The 24,893-nt window shown below is 61.2% G+C and carries 24 protein-coding genes; 21 read left to right on the top strand and 3 right to left on the bottom strand.

The genetic code is table 11. The annotated features are described in order from the left end of the window. Positions 1-25: 25 nt before the first annotated feature. From HMPREF3048_RS05730 to HMPREF3048_RS05685, 10 genes are all read left to right on the top strand, one after another. Positions 26-1,411 (top strand): anaerobic C4-dicarboxylate transporter, encoded by a 1,386-nt coding sequence (locus HMPREF3048_RS05730; RefSeq protein ID WP_070771448.1) that lies wholly within the window; start codon positions 26-28, stop codon positions 1,409-1,411. Positions 1,412-1,447: 36 nt separating this feature from the next. Continuing rightward, entirely contained in the window at positions 1,448-3,766 is a 2,319-nt protein-coding gene (locus HMPREF3048_RS05725; protein ID WP_070771447.1) for a Tex family protein, read from the top strand. A 114-nt stretch (positions 3,767-3,880) separates the two neighbouring features. Further along, positions 3,881-4,228 carry a 50S ribosomal protein L19 gene (rplS, locus tag HMPREF3048_RS05720; RefSeq protein ID WP_070422256.1) on the top strand — a complete coding sequence of 116 codons (348 nt, stop codon included), beginning with the start codon at positions 3,881-3,883 and terminating at the stop codon, positions 4,226-4,228. Positions 4,229-4,405: 177 nt separating this feature from the next. Further along, positions 4,406-5,164, top strand: a complete 759-nt coding sequence (gene lepB / locus HMPREF3048_RS05715; RefSeq protein WP_070771591.1) for a signal peptidase I — start codon at positions 4,406-4,408, stop codon at positions 5,162-5,164. Between the two features lie 4 nt (positions 5,165-5,168). Further along, positions 5,169-5,819, top strand: a complete 651-nt coding sequence (locus tag HMPREF3048_RS05710; protein ID WP_070450984.1) for a ribonuclease HII — start codon at positions 5,169-5,171, stop codon at positions 5,817-5,819. Next, positions 5,816-6,121: a DUF2469 domain-containing protein gene (locus HMPREF3048_RS05705; RefSeq protein WP_070422258.1), complete on the top strand. Its 306-nt coding sequence runs from the start codon at positions 5,816-5,818 to the stop codon at positions 6,119-6,121. The genes HMPREF3048_RS05710 and HMPREF3048_RS05705 overlap by 4 nt, the downstream gene beginning before the upstream one ends. A 74-nt stretch (positions 6,122-6,195) precedes the next feature. Beyond that, on the top strand, positions 6,196-6,576 hold the full coding sequence (locus HMPREF3048_RS05700; protein ID WP_070422259.1) for a YraN family protein: 381 nt from the start codon (positions 6,196-6,198) through the stop codon (positions 6,574-6,576). Further along, positions 6,563-8,086: a YifB family Mg chelatase-like AAA ATPase gene (locus HMPREF3048_RS05695; RefSeq protein WP_070483901.1), complete on the top strand. Its 1,524-nt coding sequence runs from the start codon at positions 6,563-6,565 to the stop codon at positions 8,084-8,086. The genes HMPREF3048_RS05700 and HMPREF3048_RS05695 overlap by 14 nt, the downstream gene beginning before the upstream one ends. After that, positions 8,083-9,258, top strand: coding sequence for a DNA-processing protein DprA (dprA, locus tag HMPREF3048_RS05690; protein WP_070771446.1), 1,176 nt, complete (start codon positions 8,083-8,085; stop codon positions 9,256-9,258). The genes HMPREF3048_RS05695 and dprA overlap by 4 nt, the downstream gene beginning before the upstream one ends. A 41-nt stretch (positions 9,259-9,299) precedes the next feature. Beyond that, complete coding sequence (locus HMPREF3048_RS05685) at positions 9,300-10,199, top strand: tyrosine recombinase XerC (protein WP_070771445.1); 900 nt, start codon at positions 9,300-9,302, stop codon at positions 10,197-10,199. On the opposite strand, the gene HMPREF3048_RS05680 is transcribed toward HMPREF3048_RS05685, so the two are convergent. Continuing rightward, on the bottom strand, positions 10,162-10,692 hold the full coding sequence (locus HMPREF3048_RS05680) for a M23 family metallopeptidase (RefSeq protein ID WP_083316773.1): 531 nt from the start codon (positions 10,690-10,692) through the stop codon (positions 10,162-10,164). The two genes, HMPREF3048_RS05685 and HMPREF3048_RS05680, sit on opposite strands and share 38 nt — an antisense overlap. A 330-nt stretch (positions 10,693-11,022) precedes the next feature. Here HMPREF3048_RS05680 and rpsB point away from each other — a divergent pair, with 330 nt between their 5' ends. From rpsB to pyrH, 3 genes are all read left to right on the top strand, one after another. Then, positions 11,023-11,940, top strand: coding sequence for a 30S ribosomal protein S2 (gene rpsB, locus HMPREF3048_RS05675; RefSeq protein WP_070422264.1), 918 nt, complete (start codon positions 11,023-11,025; stop codon positions 11,938-11,940). Positions 11,941-12,171: 231 nt separating this feature from the next. After that, positions 12,172-12,990, top strand: a complete 819-nt coding sequence (gene tsf, locus HMPREF3048_RS05670; protein ID WP_070450990.1) for a translation elongation factor Ts — start codon at positions 12,172-12,174, stop codon at positions 12,988-12,990. Between the two features lie 225 nt (positions 12,991-13,215). Continuing rightward, on the top strand, positions 13,216-13,899 hold the full coding sequence (gene pyrH, locus HMPREF3048_RS05665; RefSeq protein ID WP_070422390.1) for a UMP kinase: 684 nt from the start codon (positions 13,216-13,218) through the stop codon (positions 13,897-13,899). Here pyrH and HMPREF3048_RS05660 read toward each other — a convergent pair. Further along, positions 13,888-14,967 (bottom strand): amidase family protein, encoded by a 1,080-nt coding sequence (locus HMPREF3048_RS05660; protein ID WP_141758867.1) that lies wholly within the window; start codon positions 14,965-14,967, stop codon positions 13,888-13,890. The two genes, pyrH and HMPREF3048_RS05660, sit on opposite strands and share 12 nt — an antisense overlap. A gap of 74 nt (positions 14,968-15,041) precedes the next feature. Between HMPREF3048_RS05660 and frr the strand changes: the two genes are divergently transcribed. The 3 genes from frr to rlmN are packed head-to-tail and all read left to right on the top strand — an operon-like array spanning position 15,042 to position 17,668. Then, positions 15,042-15,599 carry a ribosome recycling factor gene (gene frr, locus HMPREF3048_RS05655; RefSeq protein ID WP_070422266.1) on the top strand — a complete coding sequence of 186 codons (558 nt, stop codon included), beginning with the start codon at positions 15,042-15,044 and terminating at the stop codon, positions 15,597-15,599. Between the two features lies 1 nt (position 15,600). Beyond that, the gene (locus HMPREF3048_RS05650; protein WP_070771443.1) at positions 15,601-16,509 is read left to right on the top strand and encodes a phosphatidate cytidylyltransferase; all 909 of its coding nucleotides are present in this window, start codon (positions 15,601-15,603) and stop codon (positions 16,507-16,509) included. A 55-nt stretch (positions 16,510-16,564) separates the two neighbouring features. Then, entirely contained in the window at positions 16,565-17,668 is a 1,104-nt protein-coding gene (rlmN, locus tag HMPREF3048_RS05645) for a dual-specificity RNA methyltransferase RlmN (protein WP_070422268.1), read from the top strand. A gap of 75 nt (positions 17,669-17,743) precedes the next feature. Here rlmN and HMPREF3048_RS05640 read toward each other — a convergent pair whose 3' ends face one another. Beyond that, positions 17,744-18,232, bottom strand: a complete 489-nt coding sequence (locus HMPREF3048_RS05640) for a DUF2631 domain-containing protein (RefSeq protein WP_083292009.1) — start codon at positions 18,230-18,232, stop codon at positions 17,744-17,746. A 196-nt stretch (positions 18,233-18,428) separates the two neighbouring features. Here HMPREF3048_RS05640 and dxr point away from each other — a divergent pair, with 196 nt between their 5' ends. From dxr to map, 5 genes are all read left to right on the top strand, one after another. Next, positions 18,429-19,589, top strand: coding sequence for a 1-deoxy-D-xylulose-5-phosphate reductoisomerase (gene dxr / locus HMPREF3048_RS05635; RefSeq protein ID WP_070483892.1), 1,161 nt, complete (start codon positions 18,429-18,431; stop codon positions 19,587-19,589). A gap of 63 nt (positions 19,590-19,652) precedes the next feature. Then, entirely contained in the window at positions 19,653-20,861 is a 1,209-nt protein-coding gene (locus HMPREF3048_RS05630; RefSeq protein ID WP_070771442.1) for a M50 family metallopeptidase, read from the top strand. 20 nt (positions 20,862-20,881) lie between these two features. After that, positions 20,882-22,045, top strand: coding sequence for a flavodoxin-dependent (E)-4-hydroxy-3-methylbut-2-enyl-diphosphate synthase (gene ispG, locus HMPREF3048_RS05625; RefSeq protein WP_070422393.1), 1,164 nt, complete (start codon positions 20,882-20,884; stop codon positions 22,043-22,045). Between the two features lies 1 nt (position 22,046). Beyond that, positions 22,047-23,852 carry a penicillin-binding transpeptidase domain-containing protein gene (locus tag HMPREF3048_RS05620; RefSeq protein ID WP_070483889.1) on the top strand — a complete coding sequence of 602 codons (1,806 nt, stop codon included), beginning with the start codon at positions 22,047-22,049 and terminating at the stop codon, positions 23,850-23,852. Positions 23,853-23,911: 59 nt separating this feature from the next. After that, the gene (gene map / locus HMPREF3048_RS05615) at positions 23,912-24,811 is read left to right on the top strand and encodes a type I methionyl aminopeptidase (protein WP_168167339.1); all 900 of its coding nucleotides are present in this window, start codon (positions 23,912-23,914) and stop codon (positions 24,809-24,811) included. Positions 24,812-24,893 lie beyond the last annotated feature (82 nt).

Genomic DNA, 24,893 nt, shown 5'->3' with positions numbered 1-24,893 from the left:
CGCGTTGCAAAACGAAAGGACACCCATGCTCGCGTCAGTGCTCGACCCCACCTCGGGGCTCGCAATTGTCCTTCAAATCGCCGTTATTCTTGGCGCTCTTCTGCTCGGTACGCGGTACGGGGGCCTTGGGCTCGGTCTGATCTCTGGCATCGGCCTTATGCTCATGGTCTTCGTCTTCGGTCTGGAGCCGGGCGAACCACCGGTGGGCGTTATGCTCACCATCATCGCAGTCATCGGCTGTGCGGCGACCCTCCAACAATCGCGCGGATTGGAGGTGATGATGCAGCAAGCCGAGAAGCTCCTTCGCGCCCACCCCGAACGGATCACCCTGCTGGCTCCGGTGACCACATGGTTCCTCACCGTGCTGTGCGGTACCGGCCACGTGGTCTACACCATGTTCCCGATTATCGAAGACATCGCGGTGAAGAAGGGAATTCGCCCGGAGCGTCCCATGGCGGTTGCTTCTACTTCGGCGCAGATGGGTATTACTGCCTCGCCGGTGTCGGTTGCCACCGTGTCGCTCGCGTCGATTTTGGCGGAGAACGCCGGAGTGATCGATAAGGCGTATTCGATCCCGCAGATTCTTATGGTTGCCATTCCGGCTTCGCTTTCCGGTGTCATCCTGGCCGCGCTGTGGTCGCTGCGTCGCGGCAAGGACCTGGACAAGGACCCGGTGTTCCAGGAGCGTATGCAAGATCCGGCGTTTGCGGAGTCCATCAAGCAGTCCAGCCACTCGCTTTTGGGCGAGGTCTTTCCAAAGTCCGCCCGCAACGCGGTGTGGATCTTCCTCGGTGCGATCGCGTTCGTGGTTGTTCTCGGCGCGTTTGAGGGCCTGCGTCCCGCGTTCGACGACGGTGACGGTGGCATGAAGCCGCTGTCCATGAACCTCGCCATCCAGATGGTGATGCTCTTTGCCGGTGCGATCATCTTGCTGTTCTGCAAGGTGGATCACAAGAAGATCGCCTCGACTCCGGTATTTAAGGCGGGCATGACCGCGGTGTTCTCCGTGTTTGGCGTGGCCTGGATGGCGGATACGTTCTTCGCGGCGCACATCGACCAGCTCGAATCCAGCCTCGGTTCTGTTGTGGAAGCTGCCCCGTGGGCGTATGCCATCGTGTTGCTGATTGTGTCCAAGTTGGTGAACTCCCAGGCTGCGGCGCTGGTCGCTATTGCCCCGATCGGGCTTGCCTTGGGCATCGACCCGAAGGTCATTGTTGGCTTCTACGGCGCGGCGTATGGCTACTGGATCCTGCCCACCTACCCGTCCGACCTGGCTTGCATCGGCTTCGACCGCACCGGCACCACCCGAATTGGCAAGTTCGTGATCAACCACTCGTTCCTGATTCCGGGTGCGATCTCGGTGTTCACTTCGTGCGTGGTGGGCTCGATTCTGGCGCAGGTGCTGCTGTAAAGCTGGCACAACAACGGCGCGACTAAGATCGCCCGAATGACATCAATCGCAGTCACCATCGCGAACGAACTCAACATTCGGGAATCTCAGGTCGAGCAGGCGCTGAAACTGCTCGCCGAGGGCAACACCGTGCCGTTCATTTCCCGCTACCGCAAGGAAGCCACCGGTGGGCTCGACGACGGGCAGTTGCGCCACATTGAGGAGCGCAACATCTACCTCGTCGAGCTCGCTGAGCGCAAGACCGCGGTGCTCGAAAGTATTGAGGAGCAGGGCAAACTTACCGACGATCTCAAACGCGAGATTCTCGCAGCCGATACGAAGGCGCGTGTTGAGGACCTGTACTTGCCCTACAAGAAGCGTCGCAAGACTAAGGCGGATATCGCCCGCGAGGCAGGTCTTGAGGATTTGACGCAATTGCTTATCGACGACCCCACCGCCACCCCCGAGACCCTCGCCGAGAGGTACCTCTCCGAAGGATTCCCGGACACGAAGGCTGCACTCGACGGTGCTCGTTCGATTTTGGTGGACCGGTTCGCCACCGACGCCGACCTGGTCGGTGCGGTGCGTGACCGCGTGTACGAGCAGGGCACCATGCGCTCCTCGGTCGTTGAGGGCAAAGAACAGGAAGGTGCGAAGTTCGCGGACTACTTCGACTTCTCGGAGCCGTTCGACAAACTGCCCAGCCACCGCATTTTGGCGCTGCTTCGCGGGGAGAACGAGGGCGTGCTCACGCTCAACCTTGACCCGGGCGACGAGTCTGTTTTTGAGGGCATGATTGCGGATCGTTTCGATCTTCCGGTGAAAGACTCCGCCTGGCTGGCCAAGGCGGTGCAGTGGGGTTGGCGCACGAAACTGCAGGTGTCGGCCAACCTAGATACCCGCATGCGTCTGAAGGAAAAGGCCGAGGAGGGCGCGCTGCAGGTGTTCAAGACCAACCTGCGTGACGTGTTGCTCGCCGCCCCCGCAGGTCAGCGCGCAACGCTCGCGCTTGACCCGGGCTATCGCAACGGCGTGAAGTGCGCGGTTGTGGACGGCACCGGCAAGGTGCTGGCCACGACAATCGTCTACCCGCACCAGCCGCAGAACCGTTGGGACGCGTCGCGTGCCGAGTTAGCGTCGCTGGCTGCCCAGCACGGAGTCGAGCTCATCGCTATTGGCAACGGCACCGCTTCGCGCGAATCGGAGAAGCTCGCCGGCGAGGTAGCGGACCTCATCGCACAGGCTGGCGGCAAGCGCCCGACTCCGGTGGTTGTGTCCGAATCAGGCGCGTCGGTCTATTCGGCAAGCCCAATCGCAGCCGAAGAGTTCCCAGACATGGATGTCTCGCTGCGCTCCGCAGTGTCCATTGCGCGCCGCCTGCAGGACCCTTTGGCGGAACTGGTCAAGGTTGACCCGAAGTCGATCGGCGTAGGCCAGTACCAGCACGACGTGAATCAAACGGCGCTCGCACAGACGTTGGACGCTGTGGTGGAGGATGCGGTGAACTCAGTTGGCGTGGACGTCAATACCGCTTCGGCACCGCTGCTTGAGCGTGTCGCTGGTCTGTCCGGCACGGTGGCGAAGAACATCGTGGCGTACCGCGACGAGCACGGCAGTTTTGCTACCCGCAAGGAGTTGGGCAAGGTTCCGCGTCTGGGGCCGAAGGCTTTCGAGCAGGCCGCTGGCTTCCTGCGTATCCAGGGCGGGACGAACCCGCTCGATGGCTCAGCGGTACACCCGGAGGCTTACCCGGTGGTGGAGCGCGTCGCCCAGGCGACGGGTCTGAACACCGAGCAACTCATTGGCAACACGGCGGTACTCACCAAACTCAAGCCGGCGGATTTCGCTGACGACACCTTCGGTGTGCCTACCGTGACCGACATTCTCGCCGAGCTGGACAAGCCGGGGCGCGACCCGCGCCCTGAGTTTAAAACTGCGGAGTTCAAGGAAGGCGTCAACGAGGTCAAGGATCTCAAGCCCGGCATGATCCTCGAGGGAACCGTGACCAATGTTGCGGCTTTTGGCGCGTTCGTGGATGTGGGTGTGCACCAGGATGGTCTGGTTCACGTCTCCGCGATGAGCCACAAGTTTGTTTCCGACCCTCACGAGGTGGTGCGCTCCGGCGAAGTAGTCAAGGTCAAGGTGATGGATGTGGATGTCGCTCGCAACCGCATCGGGTTGAGCCTGCGGCTTGACGACGAGCCCGGCCAGCCCGGCCAGCCCAACAGCCAGAAACAGCGCAGTGGCCAGAACCGTGGCCAGAACCGTGGCGGTCAGAAGCAGCGCCAGGGGCGAAACCAGAACCGGGGCGGTGATCGTCGTCAAGCATCTGGCTCGATGGCGGACGCGCTCAAGCGTGCCGGATTTGGGAAGTGACCGGGCAGTATGTAGAATGCTGCAGGTTGTTGTAATCGACACGAACCGGCCGAGCGCCCTGATTAGGGAAGTGCCGCCAGGGTCCTCTGTCCGAAAACGAAAAGGATTGCTTTCATGAGCAACGGCATTATTGATCTGGTTGACGCAGGCCAGCTCCGTGACGATATCCCGGACTTCCGCCCGGGCGATACCCTCGACGTTCACGTTAAGGTTATCGAGGGTTCTGTGACCCGTACTCAGGTGTTCACTGGCTTCGTTGTGCGTCGCCAGGGCAGCGGTATCCGCGAGACCTTCACCGTCCGCAAGGTTTCCTTCGGCATCGGCGTTGAGCGTACCTTCCCGGTGCACTCCCCGAACCTGGAGAAGATTGAGGTCGTCCGCAAGGGTGACGTCCGTCGTGCGAAGCTGTACTACATGCGCGATCTGCGCGGTAAGGCTGCTCGTATTAAGGAGCGTCGCTAGTTTTAGCCGCACCACGTGCCCCGTCCGAGTTTCTCGGGCGGGGCACGTTGCGTTCTCAGGGTGTCGGGGTGCGGTGCTAACCTATCCGGCGTGACCAACGCGAATGTGCCCGCCAACGGGCAGCCCCAGACCCCTAAGCCGCACAACCCGTACGCTGCCGAGGATGCATCGTATGAGGTGAACGCTGCAGACCGCCCTGCAAACGGCGCTGCAAATGGCGCTGACAGCAGCGACGAGAAGCAGAACCTTCCCTGGTACGTCGAGATCCCGGTGGTAGTTGTGCTCACGTTGGTGATCATGTTCGTGCTGCAAACGTTTATCGGCCGGCTGTATGTCATTCCGTCGGCGTCGATGGAGCCAACGCTGCACGGCGAGGACGGTTCGGGCGACCGCATTTTTGTGGAGAAGGTCAGCTATTACTTCTCGGACCCTGAGCCGGGTGATGTCATCGTGTTCGCCGGTACGGATTCGTGGAACACGGGTTTTTCCTCCAACCGTTCTTCGAACCCTGCGATTCGTGGGTTGCAGGAGGTGGGTTCCTGGGTTGGTTTGGTGCCCAAGGATGAAAACACGTTGGTCAAGCGCATCATCGCTACCGGCGGACAGACTGTCTCGTGTCAGGCGGGCGACCCGGCGGTCATGGTTGATGGTAAGCCGATCGATCAGTCGTACATCTTGCAGCCGAACTTCTACCCGGTGGATGAGGAGACCGGATCGGATGCGTGTGGTGGTCCGTACTTCGGCCCGGTGACGGTGCCGGAAGGCCACTACTTCATGATGGGCGATAACCGCACCAACTCGCTGGACTCTCGCTACCACTTGGGGGATCAGTTCCAGGGAACTATTCCGGAGGAGAATATCCGCGGCAAGGTGCAGGCGGTTGTCTTCCCGCTGAACCGCCTTCAGGGTGTGTCGGACCCGGACATTCAGCAGTAGGGTAGTGCGCCGTCTTAAGCAGTTACGCACCTACGAGGTCGCGTTGGACAAGGCCGGGCTGGGGCCGGTGGCGGGGGTCGATGAGGCTGGTCGGGGCGCGTGCTTCGGCCCTGTGACCATCGCTGCGTGCGTCTTGCCCATCAAGCCGATTGCTGCGCTTGAGGGGTTGACGGATTCGAAGAAACTCTCGGCGAAAAAGCGCGAGTTGCTTTTCGACGAAATCCGCAACGCCGCCGTCTCCTACCACGTCATTCATATCCCTGCGGCAGAGATTGATCGGCGCGGGATCCAACACGCCAACCTTGATGGGGCCCGGCGCGCCGTCGCAGGCTTGGATGTCGATCCGGGTTACGTGCTCGTGGACGCGTTTCGTGTGCCGGGGCTTCGCGCACCGCAACTGCCAGTTGTCGGCGGTGACTACACCGCGCGTTGTATCGCTGCGGCGAGTGTGCTGGCAAAGGTGAGCCGCGACAGGCTCGTTGTGGAGATGGCTCGGGACTATCCGCAGTACGGGTTGGAGGGCCACAAGGGCTATTCAACAAAGGTGCATATGGACGCGGTGCGCCGCCACGGGGCGAGCCCGGAACATCGTTATAGTTATGCGAACGTCAGGGACGCTGACAGGTTTCACACTGAGCTAAGGGGTCATGTATGAGCGCCGAGGATCTTGACAACTACGAGGCAGAAGTTGAGCTGTCCCTGTACCGCGAGTACCGCGACGTGGCGAGCCAGTTCTCCTACGTTGTGGAGACGGACCGCCGCTTCTACCTGGCTAATGCGGTGAAGCTGATTCCGCACACGGAGGGTGGCGACGTCTACTACGAGGTCCTCATGTCGGATGCGTGGGTGTGGGACATGTACCGTGCGGTGCGCTTTGTGCGTTACGTGCGTGTGATCACCTACAAGGACGTCAACATCGAAGAGTTGGATAAACCTGAACTGACATTCCCGGAGTAGGGAACCGGGGCGTGCATTTGCCCGTCTAATAGGCACCAGATGTTTTGGTCCTAAAAGACAATAAGGGGGAATGTATGCACGCCAGGTATGCGGCCCAACAGGAGTTGGGCGTATTGGGGGAACGTGCCGCGGCTCGCTGGTACGCGGAGCAAGGGTATACCGTCCTTGGTCAGCGAGAACGCGTTGCTGCGGGGGAGATTGACGCAGTCGTTGAAGACGAAGACGGCACGATTGTGTTCGTCGAGGTGAAGTCGCGCAGGGGTGGCGCGTTCGGTGCCGCGGAGGCGGTCACTGCGAAGAAGTTGCGCACGATGCGTCGTTGCGCTGCGCAGTGGATGCGAGAGCATCCTGCGTTGGGGGTTCGCGCTATCCGTTTCGACGTCGTGGAGTGCGTCACCGATGGCGATGATTTCGTCCTTCGTCGTTACTTGGGGGTGGAAGATGCCGCTTGCTAGCACGATCAGCGCAACAGTTGAGGGCATCACGGCTCGGCTTGTCACTGTGGAGGCCAACGTCGGCCCGGGTCTTCCGGGGATCCACATGGTGGGGTTGGGCGATGCTGCGGTGAAAGAGTCGCGCGACCGGATTCGCACTGCGATCTCCAACTCGCAGCTTCCTTGGCCACGTACGAAGATCATGGTGTCGTTGTCGCCGGCGCATTTGCCGAAGACGGGCTCGCACTTCGACTTACCGATTGCAGCTGCCGTCTTGGGCAGTTTGGATCCGCGGGTGCAGCGCAGACTAGAGAGCACAATGCTGCTCGGAGAGCTGGCGTTGGATGGTTCGTTGCGCCGAGTGGACGGCGTGTTGCCGATGCTGATTGCAATGCTTCACGACGACTCCACCACCGGACCCGACATCGTCGTCGTTCCACGAGAGAACGCCGCAGAAGCCTCACTGCTCGGCATGAAGAACATCCTTGTGGCAGATTCGCTGGCGCAGGTGTGGCAGTGGCTCATCGGGGAGACAACGCTGGATACCGTCGGCGAGCCGGAGGTCCAACACGCTGCAGCGGTCGCGGACTTCAGTGACATCGCCGGAATGACTGTGGAGCGCGAGGCCCTCGAGGTCGCCGCAGCCGGTGGGCACCACGTGATGATGATCGGCCCGCCTGGCTCCGGCAAGTCGATGCTGGCAGAGCGGCTGCCTTCTATCTTGCCGCCGCTGAACATCGAGGAGATGGTGGAAGTCACGGCGCTGCACTCGGCTGCGGGAATTTCCAGTGGCGGCATTGTGTCCAACCGGCCGTTTATCGCCCCACATCCGTCGTTGACCAGGGCGGCGCTCATCGGCGGCGGTTCAGGAGTGCCTCGCCCCGGGGTGGTCAGCCAGGCCCACCATGGGGTGCTGTTCCTCGACGAAGCCTCGGAGATTTCTGCGCACGTTCTCGACGCGCTTCGGATCCCGCTAGAAAAGCGTGAGGTGCGCCTGACGCGCTCGCGCCGGGAAGTTGTCTACCCGGCTGATACGCAAATCGTTCTGGCTGCGAACCCGTGTGCGTGCCAGCGGGTCAACGGCAATTGCACGTGTCGGGTGGCTGAGCGGGCCCGGCACTTATCCAACGTTTCCGGCCCGTTGCTCGACCGGCTGGATGTGTTCATCCAGACCTCAGCGGATTCCACGGTGGTTACCCCGGGTGACGCGGAGTCGTCGGCAGTCATCGCCGAGCGTGTCATGCAGGCGCGCGAGCGTGCCCAAGAGCGCTGGTCGCAGGCTGGTATCGACGAGTCCGTCAACGCTCGCGTTGCCCCAACTTTGATCCGCAAGCAATTTCCCGCGGACGAAGCAGCGATGGCCTACCTGTCCTCGCTGCTGCGCACCGGAAGTATCACGCAGCGTGGCGTGGATCGGAGCCTGAAGGTGGCGTGGACGCTTGCGGATCTGGAAGGCGTGGCGCAACCGGATATCGACCATGTGGCTCGCGCGGTCGATATGCGCACCGCACCAGAGGAGGTGGCGGCATGAGGAATGTAAGTTCGCCAGAATCCTGGGCGTATCTCAGCCGTGTTGTCGAGGGACCCTCGATCCACATTCAGGAGTTCATTACCAACGGGCGAAGCGCGGACGAGATTGCCCACGGTGTGCGCACGCGTGCAAGCTGGATCGGGGCCCTAGGACCGCAGACGCAAAACCGCTATACCTGGGACCACCCTGCGCAGGATCTCGCTCGTGCCCAGGCCGCTGGGTATACGTTGCTGACTCCAGACTCGCCAGGCTGGCCTGGAGAGAACATCAAGCCCACGTTCCACTGTGAGTATCCGGACGATGATCGAAAGCTTTCCCTGAACGAAGAAGCGGTTGCACCACACGCGCTGTGGGTAAAAGGTGAAGCAGACCTTGCGAAGCTACTTGCACAGTCGGTCGGCGTTGTCGGTACACGAACAGCAACGCAGTATGGACGTCACGCTACCGATGACCTTGTGCGGGGTTTGGCAAAACACCAGTACACGATCGTCTCCGGTGGTGCACTGGGCATCGACACGATCGCACACCAGGCGGCCCTCGACTGCGGCGCACCCACCATCGTGGTCGCTGCCTGCGGGCCGGGGTACGTCTACCCGCTGAGCAACGAGCCACTCTTCGATCGGGTTGTGCGCGCCGGGGGAGCCATTGTCACCGAGTACCCACCCGGCACGACCCCGGACCGGCACAGGTTCCTCACCCGTAACCGTCTCGTAGCAGGGCTGACCCAGGGCACCCTGCTGGTGGAAGCGGCGTTTCGCTCAGGTGCGTTAAACACGCTGAAGTGGGCCAATGCAATGAATAAACAAACGATGGCAGTGCCGGGCCCCATAACTGCAACGGAGTCGCTCGGCACGAACCTCGCCATTCAGAACAAGCAGGCGGCGATGGTGCTCAACGCCGACCAGATTCACGAGCACATCGTGCATACGGGGGATTTCGATGCGGGCGAGCAGATGGAAATGAAGTACCCGCCGACATTGACGCAGCAACTCAGCCACAACGAACTGCGCATTTACGACGCACTGCCACGAGCAGGCGAAGGATCGCGAACGGCTGAAGAGATCGCGGCAGACGCTGGCCTTTCCATCGGACTGACGGTGCACATTCTGATGGACCTGGCCAAGCGGGGAGTGGTGCAGCGCGAGCGGAAGGAATGGTCCCGCACCGAGTGAATAACCAAGTGAATATTGGTTAGCGAGTAAACTCCTGCGACATGAGTGAAAGCGTAGGGCAAGTGCAAGCGGGCGTCGGCGATTTCGCCGACTACGCCTCGCTTGTGCTCGGGCGCTCCCCAAACACAGTGAAGGGGTATGTCTCCGACCTGGCGACACTCGCCGGGTACGCAGACACCTTCGACGCGTTCACCCTGGAGGCGCTTCGCACCTGGCTGGCCGACGCACTGACCGCCGGGCGCAGCCGAGCCACCCTTGCGCGCCGTACCGCAGCCGCGCGCGCATTCTCTACCTGGGCGTACCGCCAGGGCTACATCGACCACGACGCAGCAGCCCGCCTCAAAACACCAAAAGTGAATCGCGCGCTGCCCAACGTCGTACGCGGGGAGCGTGCCACAGAACTCGTCGAGGCGGATACCGCCGACGACGCCCACCCCGCCGAACACCTCCGTGACCGAGCCATGCTCGAGCTGCTCTACGCCACCGGCATGCGTGTTGGCGAACTCACCGGTCTCAACCTCTCCGACATTGACCTGGCGCGCGGGCTTGCCCGCGTGACCGGCAAAGGCAACAAACAACGCGTCGTCCCGTTCGGGCGCGAAGCAACACTGGCGCTCAACGAGTGGCTCGAGTTCGGGCGCTCCGAACTGGCCAATGGCAAAGCAGAGGATGCGGTATTCGTCGGATCCCGTGGCGGGCGCATCGACCAACGCCAAGTGCGCCGCGTTGTCGAGCGCGCCGGGCAACGTGCCGGTGTCAGCGACATCAGTCCGCACACCCTTCGCCACACGGCCGCGACGCACATGCTCGAAGGCGGAGCGGATCTGCGTGTTGTGCAGGAAATGCTTGGGCACTCAAGCCTGCAAACCACGCAAATCTACACGCACGTCTCGGCGCAGCGGCTCAAAAACGTCTACGACCAGGCGCATCCACGGGCTTAAGTCGTATTCTCGGTGGCTCCAGCAGCGTGAGCGGATCGATGTACTTGTCAGGTCCTGTAAGCGCACCCCAGTGCAGTCCGTCGTGTTCGCCAGCAAAGTGGCTTGTGGCGCGCGCAAGTCTGCCAATGATGTGGCCTTCCGTAACGTTGTCGCCAGCCTTGAGGTCTGAGCGCACTGGCTGGTAGGTCGTGCGAATGCCCCCTGGGTGGTCAATCGAGATCACAGGAGTGCCCGCGACGGTGCCGACGAACGCCACAATCCCGTCGCCCGCGGCGAGCACAGGCGCGTTGAGCTTCAAAGGCAGATCCACGCCACGGTGGCCGGGCTTCCAATTTTCCTCCGGGATTGACGCAGGACGGGATACCGCGCGGGGATACGGTGTGCCTGCCGCGGGATCGACCCAGGCAAGGGCGGTGGCGGGGGAGCACCACAGTAGGGCTCCGAGCAGGATGGTGGCTGTGGTGGTGCGTGGCGTCGTCGATAGGCAATGCATGCTCTCAAAGGACCATTGCGGCGCGGAAAAGAACAGGGTCTTCGCAAAATCTGTGGATAACGGGAGTGGTTAGTGTGACTCTAGGGGAAGTTATCCACAACGTCGCAGATGAGTTTAGGTTTTTAGGGCTCATGCGGGTAAGGTTGCCGGGGCAGTTTGTGCAGCACCGTAGAGCGCTGCATAAATTGACTACGCGCGCCGAACAATGGCTGCTCAGTAACGGTCCCTCTCACAGGGGTGCGGGGCAGGCACGGTGCCAGGGTGAGGGATAAAAACCCGCACGTGAGACTTATAAGTAACCGAACTACTTTCTCCGAAGGAGACATTCCCATGGCAGTTGTAACCATGCGTGAACTCCTCGACGCAGGTGTCCACTTTGGTCACCAGACGCGTCGCTGGAACCCGAAGATGCGTCGCTTCATCTTCACGGAGCGCAACGGCATCTACATCATCGACCTGCAGCAGACGCTGACCTACATCGATGAGGCATACGAGTTTGTCAAGGAAACCGTCGCACACGGCGGCACCATCCTGTTCGTCGGCACCAAGAAGCAGGCACAGGAGCCGATCCAGGAAGAGGCGCAGCGCGTCGGCATGCCGTACGTCACGCACCGCTGGCTGGGTGGCATGCTCACCAACTTCCAGACCGTATCCAAGCGTATCGGTCGCATGAAGGAACTTCAGGCGATGGACGCAGCCGAGGACGGCTACGCAGGTCGCGGCAAGAAGGAAATCCTCATGCTGACCCGCGAACGCGTGAAGCTCGAGCGTGTCCTGGGTGGCATCTCTGAGATGACCAAGGCTCCATCCGCTCTCTGGATCGTGGACACCAACAAGGAGCACATCGCCGTCAACGAGGCGCAGAAGCTTCGCATCCCGGTCGTCGCTGTTCTGGACACGAACTGCGACCCGGATGTTGTCGATTTCCCGATCCCGGGCAACGACGACGCCATCGGCGCTGTCAAGCTGCTCACCCACGTCGTGGGCGAGGCTGTCATCGCTGGTAAGCAGCAGCGCGAAGAGCGTCAGCTCGCAGCTGCACGTGACGCTGCAGGCGACACCGACGCGAAGCGTCAGGCTGAGGCAGCCGAGGCTGCTGCACAGGCCGCTGCTTCCGACGAGGTTTCCGCAGCCGATGCTGCTAAGGCCGCTGTTGCTGCAGAGACCGCTGCTCCGCAGGAAGTTGCAGAGGTCGAGCAGCCGGCAGCCGTCCGCGCTGCTGAGCAGGCTGAGGGCAAGGACGCCTAAGTCTCAAGGACACTGCAAGTCCGCAACCCAGGCGTAAGCCGCCTGGCTTCGGCCAGGATTCACGCACACCCCGCGTTCCGCTCACGTCCGCCGATTACCGGCCGGGACGCGGCGGACCGGGGTGTTCGTATTTTCCACACGTGGCAAGTCATGCCGCCGGCCAGATCGTCGGCTACGCTTGAAACGGTTGAATACCTTTACGTAAAACTTTCACGAGGAGGATCGCCCAATATGGCGAACTACACTGCTGCTGACGTCAAGAAGCTCCGCGAGATCACCGGCTCCGGCATGCTCGACTGCAAGAAGGCACTCGAGGAAACCGACGGCGACTTCGACAAGGCCGTTGAGAACCTCCGCATCAAGGGTGCGAAGGACGTGGGCAAGCGCGCTGAGCGCAACGCCCTCGAGGGCCTCGTTGCTGTTTCCGGCAACACCATCGTGGAGATCAACTCCGAGACCGACTTCGTGGCGAAGAACCAGGAGTTCAAGGACATCGCCAGCCAGATCGCTGAGGCTGCTGCTGCAGTGAAGGCGAACTCCCAGGAGGAGCTGGCAAAGGCCGACGTCAACGGTGAGACCGCACACGAGGTGCTGGAGCGCCTCTCCGCAAAGATCGGCGAGAAGCTCGAGCTGCGTCGCGCTGCCACCATCGAAGGCGACAACATTGCCAAGTACCTGCACCAGAAGGCTGCTGACCTTCCGCCGGCAGTTGGCGTACTCGTTGCCTACAACGGTGACAACGCTGAGGCTGCACACCAGGTGGCTCTGCAGATCGCTGCTATGAAGGCTCGTTACCTCAACAAGGAGGCTGTCCCGGCCGACGTTGTTGAGAAGGAGCGTGCGGTTCAGGAAGAGATCACCCGCAACGAGGGCAAGCCGGAAGCTGCCATCGAGAAGATTGTCGAGGGCCGCATGGGTGGCTTCTTCAAGGACGTTGTCCTGCTCGACCAGCCGTCGCTGGCTGACTCCAAGAAGACCGTGAAGCAGTTCGCTGACGAGAACGGCATCGAGATCACCGACTTCGTCCGCTTCGAGGTCGGCCAGGCATAAGCCAGGCGAGAGGTTTCATAGCCTCACACGCGGTGCAACCCCGTACTGTCTGTCCCGATTAGGGGGACGGGTGGTGCGGGGTTGTCGTCGTTAAGCAAGCAGTTCTGAACTCAACGCGTTGCGTGGCTAAGATCGGTTCCGAACATTTTGCAATTGGCTGATCCGCGCAAAGGAGCGTTTTCGGTGACTGACCTCAACCCCAACCGCACAGGTTTCAAGCGAGTCATGCTGAAGCTGGGGGGTGAGATGTTCGGCGGCGGCAAGGTTGGCATCGACCCCGACGTAGTCGAGTCCGTCGCCCGCCAGATCGCAGATGTCGCGCGCTCCGGCACCGAGGTCGCTGTCGTGATCGGTGGCGGCAACTTCTTCCGCGGCGCTCAGCTGCAGCAGCGCGGCATGGACCGTGCGCGCTCGGACTACATGGGCATGCTCGGCACTGTCATGAACTGCCTTGCGCTGCAGGACTTCTTGCAGCAGATGGGCATCGATTGCCGCGTCCAAACTTCGATTAACATGGCGCAGATTGCAGAGCCGTACCTGCCACTGCGTGCAGCACGCCACCTGGAGAAGGGCCGCGTGGTCATCTTCGGTGCGGGTATGGGTATGCCGTACTTCTCCACGGACACCACGGCTGCGCAGCGTGCGCTGGAGATCGGCTGCGAGGTGCTGCTCATGGCTAAGGGTGTGGACGGTGTCTACGACTCCGACCCGCGCGAGAACCCCGATGCGAAGCTCTACTCAGAGATTTCCCCTCGCGAGGTCATTGAACTTGGCCTCAAGGTTGCGGATGCCACCGCATTTAGTCTCTGTATGGACAACAACATGCCGATCCTGGTGTTTAACCTGCTCAAGGAAGGAAACATCGCCCGCGCGGTTGGTGGCGAGCAGGTAGGTACGCTAGTCGCCTAACAGCGTCTCAATATGCTGCGCCACCGTGAGCAGTTCCGGCCCGGTGAGCGTAAGGCTGCCAAGGTGCACCCCGCCGAGTGCAATCGCAGGGGTGCCGAGCATGTTGTACAGCGAGCACCACGGTGACCATTCGGTTTGCGCGTGGAAGCTCGCTTCTGGCGTGAGAGAGGGGAAATAGCCGATCCGGGGTGGTGCGAATGCGAGCGTGGGGGAGAGCACTACATCGACGTCCCATTGGGAGGCGATGAGGTGAGGCAAATCCCGGCGGTGTTGCTCGGCGGCGTCAAGGTCGCTGTTGGTCAGCTTGTGGGATTGCTCGACGAGCCAGCCGATGTATTCGCTGTCGAGCGGATCCGTCAGGTTGAAACTCGCGGTGATTGTGGTCGTGAAGTGGGCGTAGGTTTCCAGCGATTCGCGATACGGCTTGAGCTGCACCACTTCAAAGTCGAGAGCACTCGCAAGCTTTTCGACGAGCGCACCTCGCCGATCCTCCACATCCGGCCGCGCGAAGATACCGTCGGTAAGCACACCGATTCGGAGCCGCTTGCCTTTGATGCGGCGGTGCCAACCCCACAACGTGAATTGATCCGCGACGTCTTGGGTGAGAAACCCATGCGCGGCGATACCTTTGCTTGCGGGTTTGAAGCCGACGATCTCGCACGCTGCAGCTGGCACGCGTATGGATCCGCCGGCATCGGTGCCGTGTGCGGCGCGAACGGTGCCGTCGGCCACCACAACTGCGGCGCCAGTAGAAGATCCACCTGGGGTACAGCCGGGGTAGGCCGGCGACTCGAGCACGGGAACGTCAGGGCGCTCTGCGTAGCAGGTCGCGCCCAGCTCCGAGGTCAGCGTCTTGCCGTGGATGGCGACGCCCTGCGCCAAAAGATTGGAGATAAACGGATCGGTTGCTGTTGCGGTGTAGGCGCGTGCAGGGCTGCCGTGGGTAGTGGTCATGCCAGCAACGTCGGTGCCGTCTTTGACCGGAATCTGCCAACCAGCCAGACGTCCGACGTTTGGGCGCGGCCGCGTGTGTGTGCTTGGGGGCAACGTGAACGCGGGATGCAGCATGGCGCCAGTGTAGGTGCCAGTCGCGCTGGTAGGTTAGTAGGGACGCCGAATAGAGAAAAGGTAGGGTTTTCCCCATGATTGATGACGTATTGCTGGATGCCGAAGAGCGCATGACCGCCTCTGTTGAGCACGCTCGTGACGAGTTGGCCACGATTCGTACCGGACGTGCGAACCCGGCGATGTTCAACGGTGTGATGGCTGACTTCTACGGTGCACCGACGCCGATTAACCAGATGGCGACGATTTCCGTGCCGGAGCCGCGCATGCTGCTGATCAAGCCGTACGACATGTCCACCATGGGTGAGATCGAGAACGCAATCCGTAACTCTGATCTCGGTGTGAACCCGACGGATGACGGCCAGGTCATCCGTGTGTCTATCCCGCAGCTCACCGAGGAACGCCGCCGTGACCTGGTCAAGCAGGCGAAGCAGAAGGGCGAGGACGGCAAGATTGCCATCCGTAATATCCGTCGCCAGGGCATGGAAGCGCTGAAGAAGATTCAGAAAGACGGCGACGCTGGTGAGGATGAGGTCGTAACCGCCGAGAAGGCGCTGGACAAGACCACCCAGTCCTACGTTGCTCAGGTCGATGAGATCGTTCAGCGTAAGGAAGCCGAACTGCTGGAGGTCTAGCGTGCCTGCTGCTGATCAGGAGGAGCGCGCCACGCCGAGCCGCTGGCCGGTGCATGCGCCGAAGCCGAAGAACAACCCGGGGCGTGATCTGCCGACCGCCATTACGACCGGTGTTGTGCTCGGCGCGATTGTCATTGCCGCCGTATGGGTCGGGCCCAAAGCCTGGTACCCCCTCGTTGCTATCGCTGTAGCGGGAGCGATGTGGGAGGTGATGACCCGGCTGCGGGAAGCTGGCTACCAACAGCCGCGCACACTGCTGATCATCATGGCCCAGATCATGCTGTGGTCCTCCGTGCCATATGGCACGACAGGACTCGTGGCGGGCTTTGCCTTCACCGTTTTGGTCGTCATGTTCTGGGGGATGTTCCACCAAGGTAGAAATAAACGACCAGAGAACTACCTGCGCGACACGGCAGTGAGCCTGTTCGTGCTTGCGTGGATTCCACTGTTCGGCACGTTCGCCGCAATGATTTCCTTGATTAGCCAAGGTGGGGTGGATGGTTCCGCCTACATTGTGGCGTTCATGCTGTGCGTTGTTGCCAGCGATGTGGGTGGTTTTGCTGCAGGCGTGATGTTTGGCTCGCACCCGATGGCGCCGGCAATTAGCCCGAACAAGTCCTGGGAAGGCTTCGCTGGGTCGATCGTTGCCGGAAGTATTACCGGCATCTTGGTGGTCACGCTGCTCATTCACGGCCCGTGGTGGATGGGCGTAGTGCTCGGCATCGCTTTAGTGATTTGCGCGACGATGGGAGATTTGGTGGAAAGCCAGTTCAAGCGTGAACTGGGCATCAAAGACATGTCCAACCTGCTGCCAGGGCATGGTGGCATCATGGATCGACTTGACGGGATGCTTCCCGCAGCAGCGGCGACCTACATCTTGCTCACGACCATCACGCTTATGAGCGCCTAAGCACAGACCTAGTAATTCGAAAACATTCGTGCGACATGCAAAGATGGGGCGCACTATGAGTGATTTTCCCGAGATCAAACTGCTCGCCCCAAAGCGTGGCATGCCGCCAAAGCACTTCGCTGATCTGTCGGCACAGGAGCGAATCGACGCGTTGAAGGAACTCGGGCTGCCGAAGTTCCGTGCTGATCAGATCGCGCGTCACTATTACGGCAAGTTTGAGGCAGATCCGCTGACGATGACGGATCTGCCCGAGAACCAGCGTCAGCTTGTCAAGGACGCACTTTTTCCCACGTTGTTGACTCCCGTGCGCACCGTGGAGACCGACAACGGTGATACCACGAAGACGCTGTGGCGTCTGCACGATGGCATCTTGCTGGAGTCGGTGCTGATGCGTTACCCAGGTCGCGCGACGTTGTGCATCTCCTCGCAGGCTGGCTGCGGCATGGCATGCCCGTTCTGTGCGACCGGTCAGGGTGGCCTGGACCGTAACCTGTCCACCGCGGAGATCGTGGACCAGGTGCGCGCTGCAGCCGCGATGATGGAGGCGGAAGGCTCCCGCCTATCCAACATTGTGTTTATGGGGATGGGGGAGCCGCTGGCTAACTACAAGCGTGTGGTCTCTGCTGTTCGCCAGATTACGCAGCCGTCGCCTGCTGGCTTTGGCATCTCTCAGCGCAACGTGACGGTATCCACTGTCGGACTTGCACCGCAGATTCGTATGCTCGCGGATGAAGGGCTGTCCTGCACACTCGCAGTGAGTCTGCACACACCGGACGATGAATTGCGCGACGAGTTGGTCCCGGTCAACAACCGCTTCGAGGTAGCCGAAGTGCTTGATGCGGCCCGCTACTACGCGGACCAGACGGGGCGCCGTGTCTCCATTGAGTACGCCTTGATTCGCGACATGAACGATCAGAACTTCCGCGCTGACATGTTGGGCAAGAAGCTTCACAGCGCGTTGGGTTCGCTGGTGCACGTCAATCTCATTCCGCTCAACCCGACACCGGGATCGAAGTGGGATGCGTCGCCGAAGGATCGGCAGGACGAGTTCGTCCGCCGTGTGATCGCCCAAGGCGTGCCTTGCACGGTGCGCGACACCAAGGGCCAGGAGATCGCGGCTGCCTGCGGGCAGTTGGCAGCCGACGAAAAAACTGGCTAGTCCGCTCAGACAGACGGCATGAAAATACCGCCGCACCTTCGTTGGAAGGTGCGGCGGTATTTCGTCGAAAAGAATTTAGAGGGCGTGCTTGCCGGTCTTGGACTCGACCTCGATGACCTCTACGTTCTCGCGTGCCTGCGCCGGTGCAGTGTTGCGCAGGTGTGCAACACGGCTCGGCTCGATGTTGAGGGCGCGCAGCTGGCTATCGGTCAGCGACTCGTAGACGTCGCCGGAGAGGGTGGCCTGGTCGTAGGTCCAGTCACGCTCCACGTAGCCGACCGGCTTGTTGTGCGACGTCACGGTGCGCACCTGGTTGAGCTTCGGCTTGGTAGCCAGAAGGATCAGTGCGAGAGCAATGAGGACGGCCAGTGCGATGAGCCAAATGGTCTCAACGTGGCCCTGGTGGTTGCCAAAGTTGTAGGCGACGAGGAACGCGACGGAAATCCAACCTGCCAGCTGGATGGCGCGGTCGCTCAGCGCACTCCAACCAAATTTGGCGGACGGGACGTCAGCCTCGGATACACCGTTGTACACCTGGGGTGCGCTTTCCTTTGCGTGGGCCACTGCAACGCTCCTTGTTAACACGGGATCGATCGCAAACACGATCACCTGGAAATGATGAAACTATCGCTGCCCATCATCGCACACAGAGCGCGAAAAAGGTGACAATAGCCCCCAATGTGTTCAAACTTTCGCACCACCTCGGGGGTTTAATCCAGTTCAAGTGCCGAAATGAATCAAAACGTGTCACAATGGTTGCGTGCGAAACGTTGTAATTTTAGGTTCGACCGGTTCCATTGGCTCACAGGCTGTGGAGGTGATCCGCGAAAACCGCGACAAGTTCAACATTGTCGGGATTGCCATTGGTGGCGCCAATCCTAAGGCTGCTATTGAGCAGGCGCAGGAGTTTGGCCTGAGCGCCGACCAGATTGCCGTGCGCAATATTGAGGGTGCGAAGGAAGTCTCCCGTGCGCTTGGCGGTTACGTGATCACTGGCGAGAACTCCGCTGCTGCGCTCGTTGAATCGCAGGAAGCTGACGTGGTGCTCAACGCACTCGTTGGTGCCTCGGGCCTGCCGGCAACCATGGCTGCGCTGCGCTCGGATGCGACACTTGCGTTGGCTAACAAAGAATCGCTTGTAGCGGGTGGCCGTATCGTGCTCGACGCTGCAAAGCCGGGTCAGATTGTTCCGGTTGATTCGGAGCACTCGGCAATGGCGCAGTGCATGCGCGGCACTCGCCGTAGCGAAATCGCTCGCCTTGTTCTTACCGCATCGGGTGGTCCGTTCCGTGGCTGGGAGCGCGAGGGTCTCATGGAGGTGACCACGGAAGAAGCCGTGGTACACCCGACCTGGTCGATGGGAACGATGAACACCATTAACTCTTCGACTCTGGTGAACAAGGGCCTTGAGCTGATTGAGGCGGCCATGTTGTTCGACATGGATCCGGACAAGATCGACGTCACGATTCACCCGCAGTCCGTGATTCACTCGTTGGTCACGTTTACGGACGGTGCAACGCTTGCGCAGGCTTCGCCGCCGTCGATGAAGCTGCCTATCGCGCACGCGCTGGATTGGCCGAACCGTGTGCCGGATGTGCAGGAGCCGTTGGATTTCTCGCAGGCATTCTCGTGGGAGTTTGAGCCGCTGGACAACGAGGTGTTCCCTGCTGTGTGTCTGGCCCGTGAGGTGGCCAAGAAGGGTGATCCGTACCCGGCTATTTACAACGCTGCTAACGAAGCAGCGGTAGAGGCGTTCTTCGCGGGTCGCATTAAGTTCCCGGAGATCGTGGACATTATCGGGGAGGTCCTGGACGAGGCCGACGAGTTCGCCGCAGTCCCGAGCGATGTGTTTGATGTGATGCGGGTTGAATCCCGTACGCGTGAGCGAGTCGCCGCGGCGATTGCGCGCATTGAGCGTTAGACCCTTGAGGTGCGGGCGGTGTGCCCGCACCTCTTCGCTGTGTGTGCTGTGGGGTGACGCGCGATGAGTGTGTTGGGGATTGTGCTTTTCGCGCTTGCAATCACTGCTTCGATTGCGCTGCACGAAGCAGGCCACATGTTCACTGCGCGTGCGTTTGGCATGCGAGTGCGCCGGTTTTTCGTCGGTTTCGGGCCAACGTTGTGGTCGGTGAAACGGGGCGGCACAGAGTATGGGGTTGCTGCGCTGCCGTTCGGTGGGTTCTGTGACATTGCCGGGATGACGGCGATGGATCCGGTCACCGAGGAGGAAGCGCCACACGCGATGGTGAAAAAGTCTGCGTCGCAGCGTATTGCGGTGCTCTCCGGCGGGATCGTGATGAACATCTTGATCGGCGTCGTGATCATTTTTGGGGTTGCTGTCTCATCAGGTATCCGGAACCCGTACGCGGATTTCACCCCGAAGGTGGGCCAGGTCGTCTGTGTTGCCGACCAGGTGGATGAGAAAACTCTGGCGGAGTGCAGCGGACCTGGTCCTGCGGGCCAAGCGGGTGTGCGCGTCGGCGACACTTTGGTGGCGGTCGACGACGAACCAATCGAGACATTCGCGGACCTGCGTACTTATGTTGCGCAGCGTCCTGGGGAGACGGTCGCGCTTGAGGTGGAGCGCGGTGGGTCGTCGCAAAGCATTGATGTCCCCGTGGCGCGGGTCGAGCGCATCGATCCTTCGACGGGCGAGCGTATCGACGTCGGCGCGGTGGGCATCGCCGCAGCTCCGGTCAAGGATGCGGTGAAGCAATTCGGGCCTGTCGAGGCGGTGCCGGCGACGGCCAAGTTCACCGGTCAGATGCTTCGTGCGTCCGTTGACGGGTTGATGGCATTTCCGGGCAAGATCCCGGGGGTTGTCGCGTCGATCTTTGGCGGGGAGCGCGACATTGAGGGCCCGATCAGTGTGATTGGGGCCTCGCGCACCGGCGGTGAGCTGGTGGAACGCGACCAGTGGCCGGCGTTTTGGATGATGCTGGCCAGCCTGAACTTCTTTCTGGCGTTGTTTAATCTCGTGCCGCTTCCACCGCTTGATGGTGGGCATATTGCGGTGGTGATTTACGAGAAGATTCGCAATGCTTTGCGACGACTCCGTGGCCTGCCACCAGCCGGCCCGGCAAACTACGAGAAGCTGATGCCACTGACCTATTTCATGGCGGCGCTGCTGCTTGTTGTCGGTGTGTTGGTGATGGCGGCAGACGTGGTCAACCCCGTCAATCTTTTTGGGTGACGGTGCTAGAGTTATCCACCATGAGTACCCCCATCGGATTAGGCATCCCTGAAGGTCCGGCACCCACCCTGGCCCCACGTCGTAAGACCCGCCAACTGATGGTTGGAGGTGTCGGTGTTGGCTCCGATCACCCGATCACGGTGCAGTCGATGACCACGACGAAGACGCACGACATCAACGCCACCTTGCAGCAGATCGCGCAGTTGACCACGGCTGGCTGCGACATTGTGCGTGTCGCATGCCCGAAGACGGTCGATGCGGAAGCGTTGCCAGCAATTGCTGCAAAGTCGCCGATCCCGGTGATCGCCGATATTCACTTCCAGCCGAAGTACATCTTCGCTGCAATCGACGCCGGTTGCGCAGCTGTGCGTGTGAACCCGGGCAACATCAAGGAGTTCGACGGCCGCGTCAAGGAGGTTGCAAAGGCAGCCGGTGACGCAGGCATCCCGATCCGTATCGGCGTCAACGGTGGCTCGCTGGATAAGCGCCTGCTGGAGAAGTACGGCAAGGCCACGCCAGAAGCGCTGGTGGAGTCCGCGATCTACGAGGCTGGCTTGTTCGAAGAGTACGGCTACGGCGATATTGCGATTTCCGTAAAGCACTCGGACCCGGTGCTGATGGTCGAGGCGTACCGCCAGTTGGCAGAGAAGACGGATTACCCGTTGCACCTCGGTGTGACGGAAGCTGGTCCGAAGTTCATGGGCACGATTAAGTCGTCCGTCGCCTTCGGTGCCCTGTTGTCGCAGGGTATCGGCGACACGATTCGTGTGTCTCTTTCCGCTGACCCGGTGGAAGAGATCAAGGTCGGTGACCAGATTCTGCAGTCGATGAACTTGCGTCCGCGCAAGTTAGAGATCGTTTCCTGCCCGTCCTGTGGTCGCGCCCAGGTGGACGTGTACAAGTTGGCCGAAGAGGTCACCGCTGGCCTGGATGGTATGGAGTTCCCGCTGCGTGTGGCCGTCATGGGCTGTGTTGTCAACGGTCCGGGCGAGGCGCGCGACGCTGACCTTGGTGTGGCTTCCGGCAACGGTAAGGGCCAGATCTTTGTCAAGGGCGAGGTTGTGGAGACCGTGCCGGAGTCGAAGATTGTGGAAACGCTGATTGCTCACGCGCTGCGTATTGCTGAGGAGCAGGGCCTCGAGGAGGTCGCTGGCGCCAAGGCTGAGGTCAAGGTCACCCGCTAGTATGCGTCGTGTCGTCGCAGTTGTTGCCGGGGTGGTGCTTGCGTCGTCGATAAGCGCATGCACCCCGCGCCCCAATGATGCTGAGCCAGCAGCGAGTGCGTTTTTGGAGGCGCTGGAGCGTCGCGACGTCGAGTCGTCTGCGATTGACAATCCGACGTCCGCGGCTGATTCCACGAACGCGACCTGGGATGGTTTGCAGGCAGAAGACGTCACGGCGACGCTGAAAGATGTGCGCCAGGAGGAGAATCTAGCCACCGCGACGTACGAGTTGGCGTGGCAATTGCCGCGTGACCGTGAGTTGAAGTACGACGCGCAGATGACGCTGACACAATCTGGCGAGAAGTGGACGGTGCGCTGGCAGCCGTCGGTGTTGCACCCGCGTCTGGGTGCGCACCAGCATTTGGAGCTGCGCGCGATCGCTCCCGCACAGGCGAGTGTCGTGTCCTCTGATGGGGTGGAGTTGTTAAAGCCCGGCATCGCGTATCGGGTGTTGGTGGATACCAACGAGATGCGCACCGCCGGTGCTGCGGCATCTGCGATCAGCGGTGCTCTCGCCCGGGCGCACGAGCAGGACCGTGGCGTGCCGCTCCGCGATGCAGACACGTTGAAGGACGAGCTCGAGCGCGCCTCCGGTGTGTATTCGGTGGCGGTGGTGCCGGCAGCAGCGCGAGATGCTGTTGAAGCAGCGCTTAGCGACGAACCCGGTGTCCGGCTCAACGAAGAAGCCGCCATGGTCAACGCAAAGCCGGGTTTCGCGCCCGACATTATGGCGCGCGTGGGCGAGTTGGTGCGCGATGATCTGGTTGGTGATTCCGGCTGGAGCGTCGACATTGTCAACGAAAATGGTGCGTCGTACGAGGAGATCACCCGTCAGGATCCCGCACCGGCGCCGGCGGTGCACATCAGCTTGGATCACCGCGTCCAGGAAGCCGCTGAGCGTGCGCTCGAACCCGTTGCCGGGCAGCAGGCCATGATTGTGGCCATCAGGCCGTCTACGGGCGGGATTCTGGCTATTGCGCAGACCCCGGCTGCGGATGCGCAAGGCAATCTGGCGACGATGGGCCAGTACCCGCCTGGCTCGACATTTAAGATCATCACCGCAGCGGCGGGGCTTGCACGGCAAGGGCTCACACCAGGCTCGCCGGTGCCGTGTCCGGGCCCGATGAACCTGTATGGGCGCATCGTGACCAACTACGGAGGCTTCAGCCTCGGCACCGTGCCGTTGGAGACGGCGTTTGCGCGTTCGTGCAACACCACGTTTGCGGACATGTCGACGCGTCTCGCCCCAGGTGAGTTGCAGGACGTGGGTAAGCAGTTTGGTCTCGGGGTCGATATGCAGATCCCAGGGGTAGAGACAATCACTGGCTCGATCCCGGTCGGGGAGGAGCCCCTCGACCGCACTGAGGCCGGCTACGGCCAGGGCCTCGACCTTGCCAGCCCTTTCGGCATGGCATTGGTTTCTGCGACGGCCGCGCGTGGGTCATTGCCGGTGCCGTACCTGGTGCAGGGCGAGGAAACGAAACTCAGCGAGGACGTGCAGCCCCTTCCACCGGAAGCGATCGATCAGCTGCGCCAGATCATGGCTGCCGTGACCGGGCCGGGCGGTACCGCAGGCGGCATGAGTGCCGGCGGCGATATTCGCGGCAAAACCGGCGAGGCCGAAATCAACGGTGGGTCCCACTCCTGGTTCACCGGCTACCGCGTGGAAGACGACATCGCGTTTGCAACCCTGGTGGTCCTCGGCGGTGGTTCTGAAGCGGCAGTCGCGCTGACGAACACGATGCTTGCCAACTTGCCGCTGGGGTAGATCAGAAAGCTGGCTAGCTGCCGCAGGGCCAATTTGGCTGCGGTACTACCATGGCCTTTATGAATCCAAGAGGACTACTAACACCAGGTAAACCAACCCCAGTGCGTAAGGTCCCGGAGCACATTGAGCGTCCGGAGTACGCCTGGAAAGACGACGTCCAAGAAAACGTCGGCGAACCGGTCATCCAAACCCCCGAGACGATTGAAGCGATGCGCGAGGCATCCAAGATCGCCGCGAACGCCCTTGCCCTTGCCGGTGCGGCGGTTGCGCCGGGCAAAACCACTGATGAGATCGACGGCATTGTGCACGACTACCTGATCGAGCACGGCGCATACCCCTCCACGCTTGGCTACCGAGGCTTTACAAAGTCTTCCTGCGTGTCGCTCAATGAGATTGTGTGCCACGGCATCCCGGATACGACTGTGATCCAGGAGGGCGACATCGTCAATATTGACGTCACCGCATACAAGAACGGTGTGCACGGCGACACCAACGCCACGTTCTTCGCGGGCGAGGTTGCACAGGAACACAAGGACCTTGTGAACCGTACCTACCAGGCCATGATGCGCGGCATCAAGGCGGCGAAGCCGGGCCGCGAGATCAACGTCATCGGGCGCGTCATCGAGGCGTACGCGAAGCGTTTCGGCTACAACGTGGTCACCGACTTCACCGGACACGGTGTGGGTACGACGTTCCACAACGGTCTCGTCGTCCTGCACTATGACTCGGATGCATACACGGATGTTCTCGAGCCGGGAATGACGCTGACCGTCGAGCCAATGATCAACTTGGGTGAGTTGCCGTACACCGTGTGGGACGACGGCTGGACGGTACAGAACGTCGATGGTGAGTACACCGCGCAGTTCGAGCACACCATCGTGATCACTGACGATGGCAACGAGATTCTCACGATCCCGGACGCCGATGTAGCAGCAGGCCAGCACATGCTGGGGGAGTAGGCGTCGCACTGGTAGATGCATATGTGCCCCGCAGGGAACGTTCCCTGCGGGGCACACTTTTGTATGCTGCAAGGGCCAGCAC

It is taken from the genome of Corynebacterium sp. HMSC075D04, from assembly GCF_001815635.1.
GTDB classification, from domain to species: Bacteria; Actinomycetota; Actinomycetes; order Mycobacteriales; family Mycobacteriaceae; genus Corynebacterium; species Corynebacterium coyleae.
The sequence above is the reverse complement of the archived record's forward strand: the minus strand, read 5'-3'. Positions and strand labels throughout refer to the sequence as shown.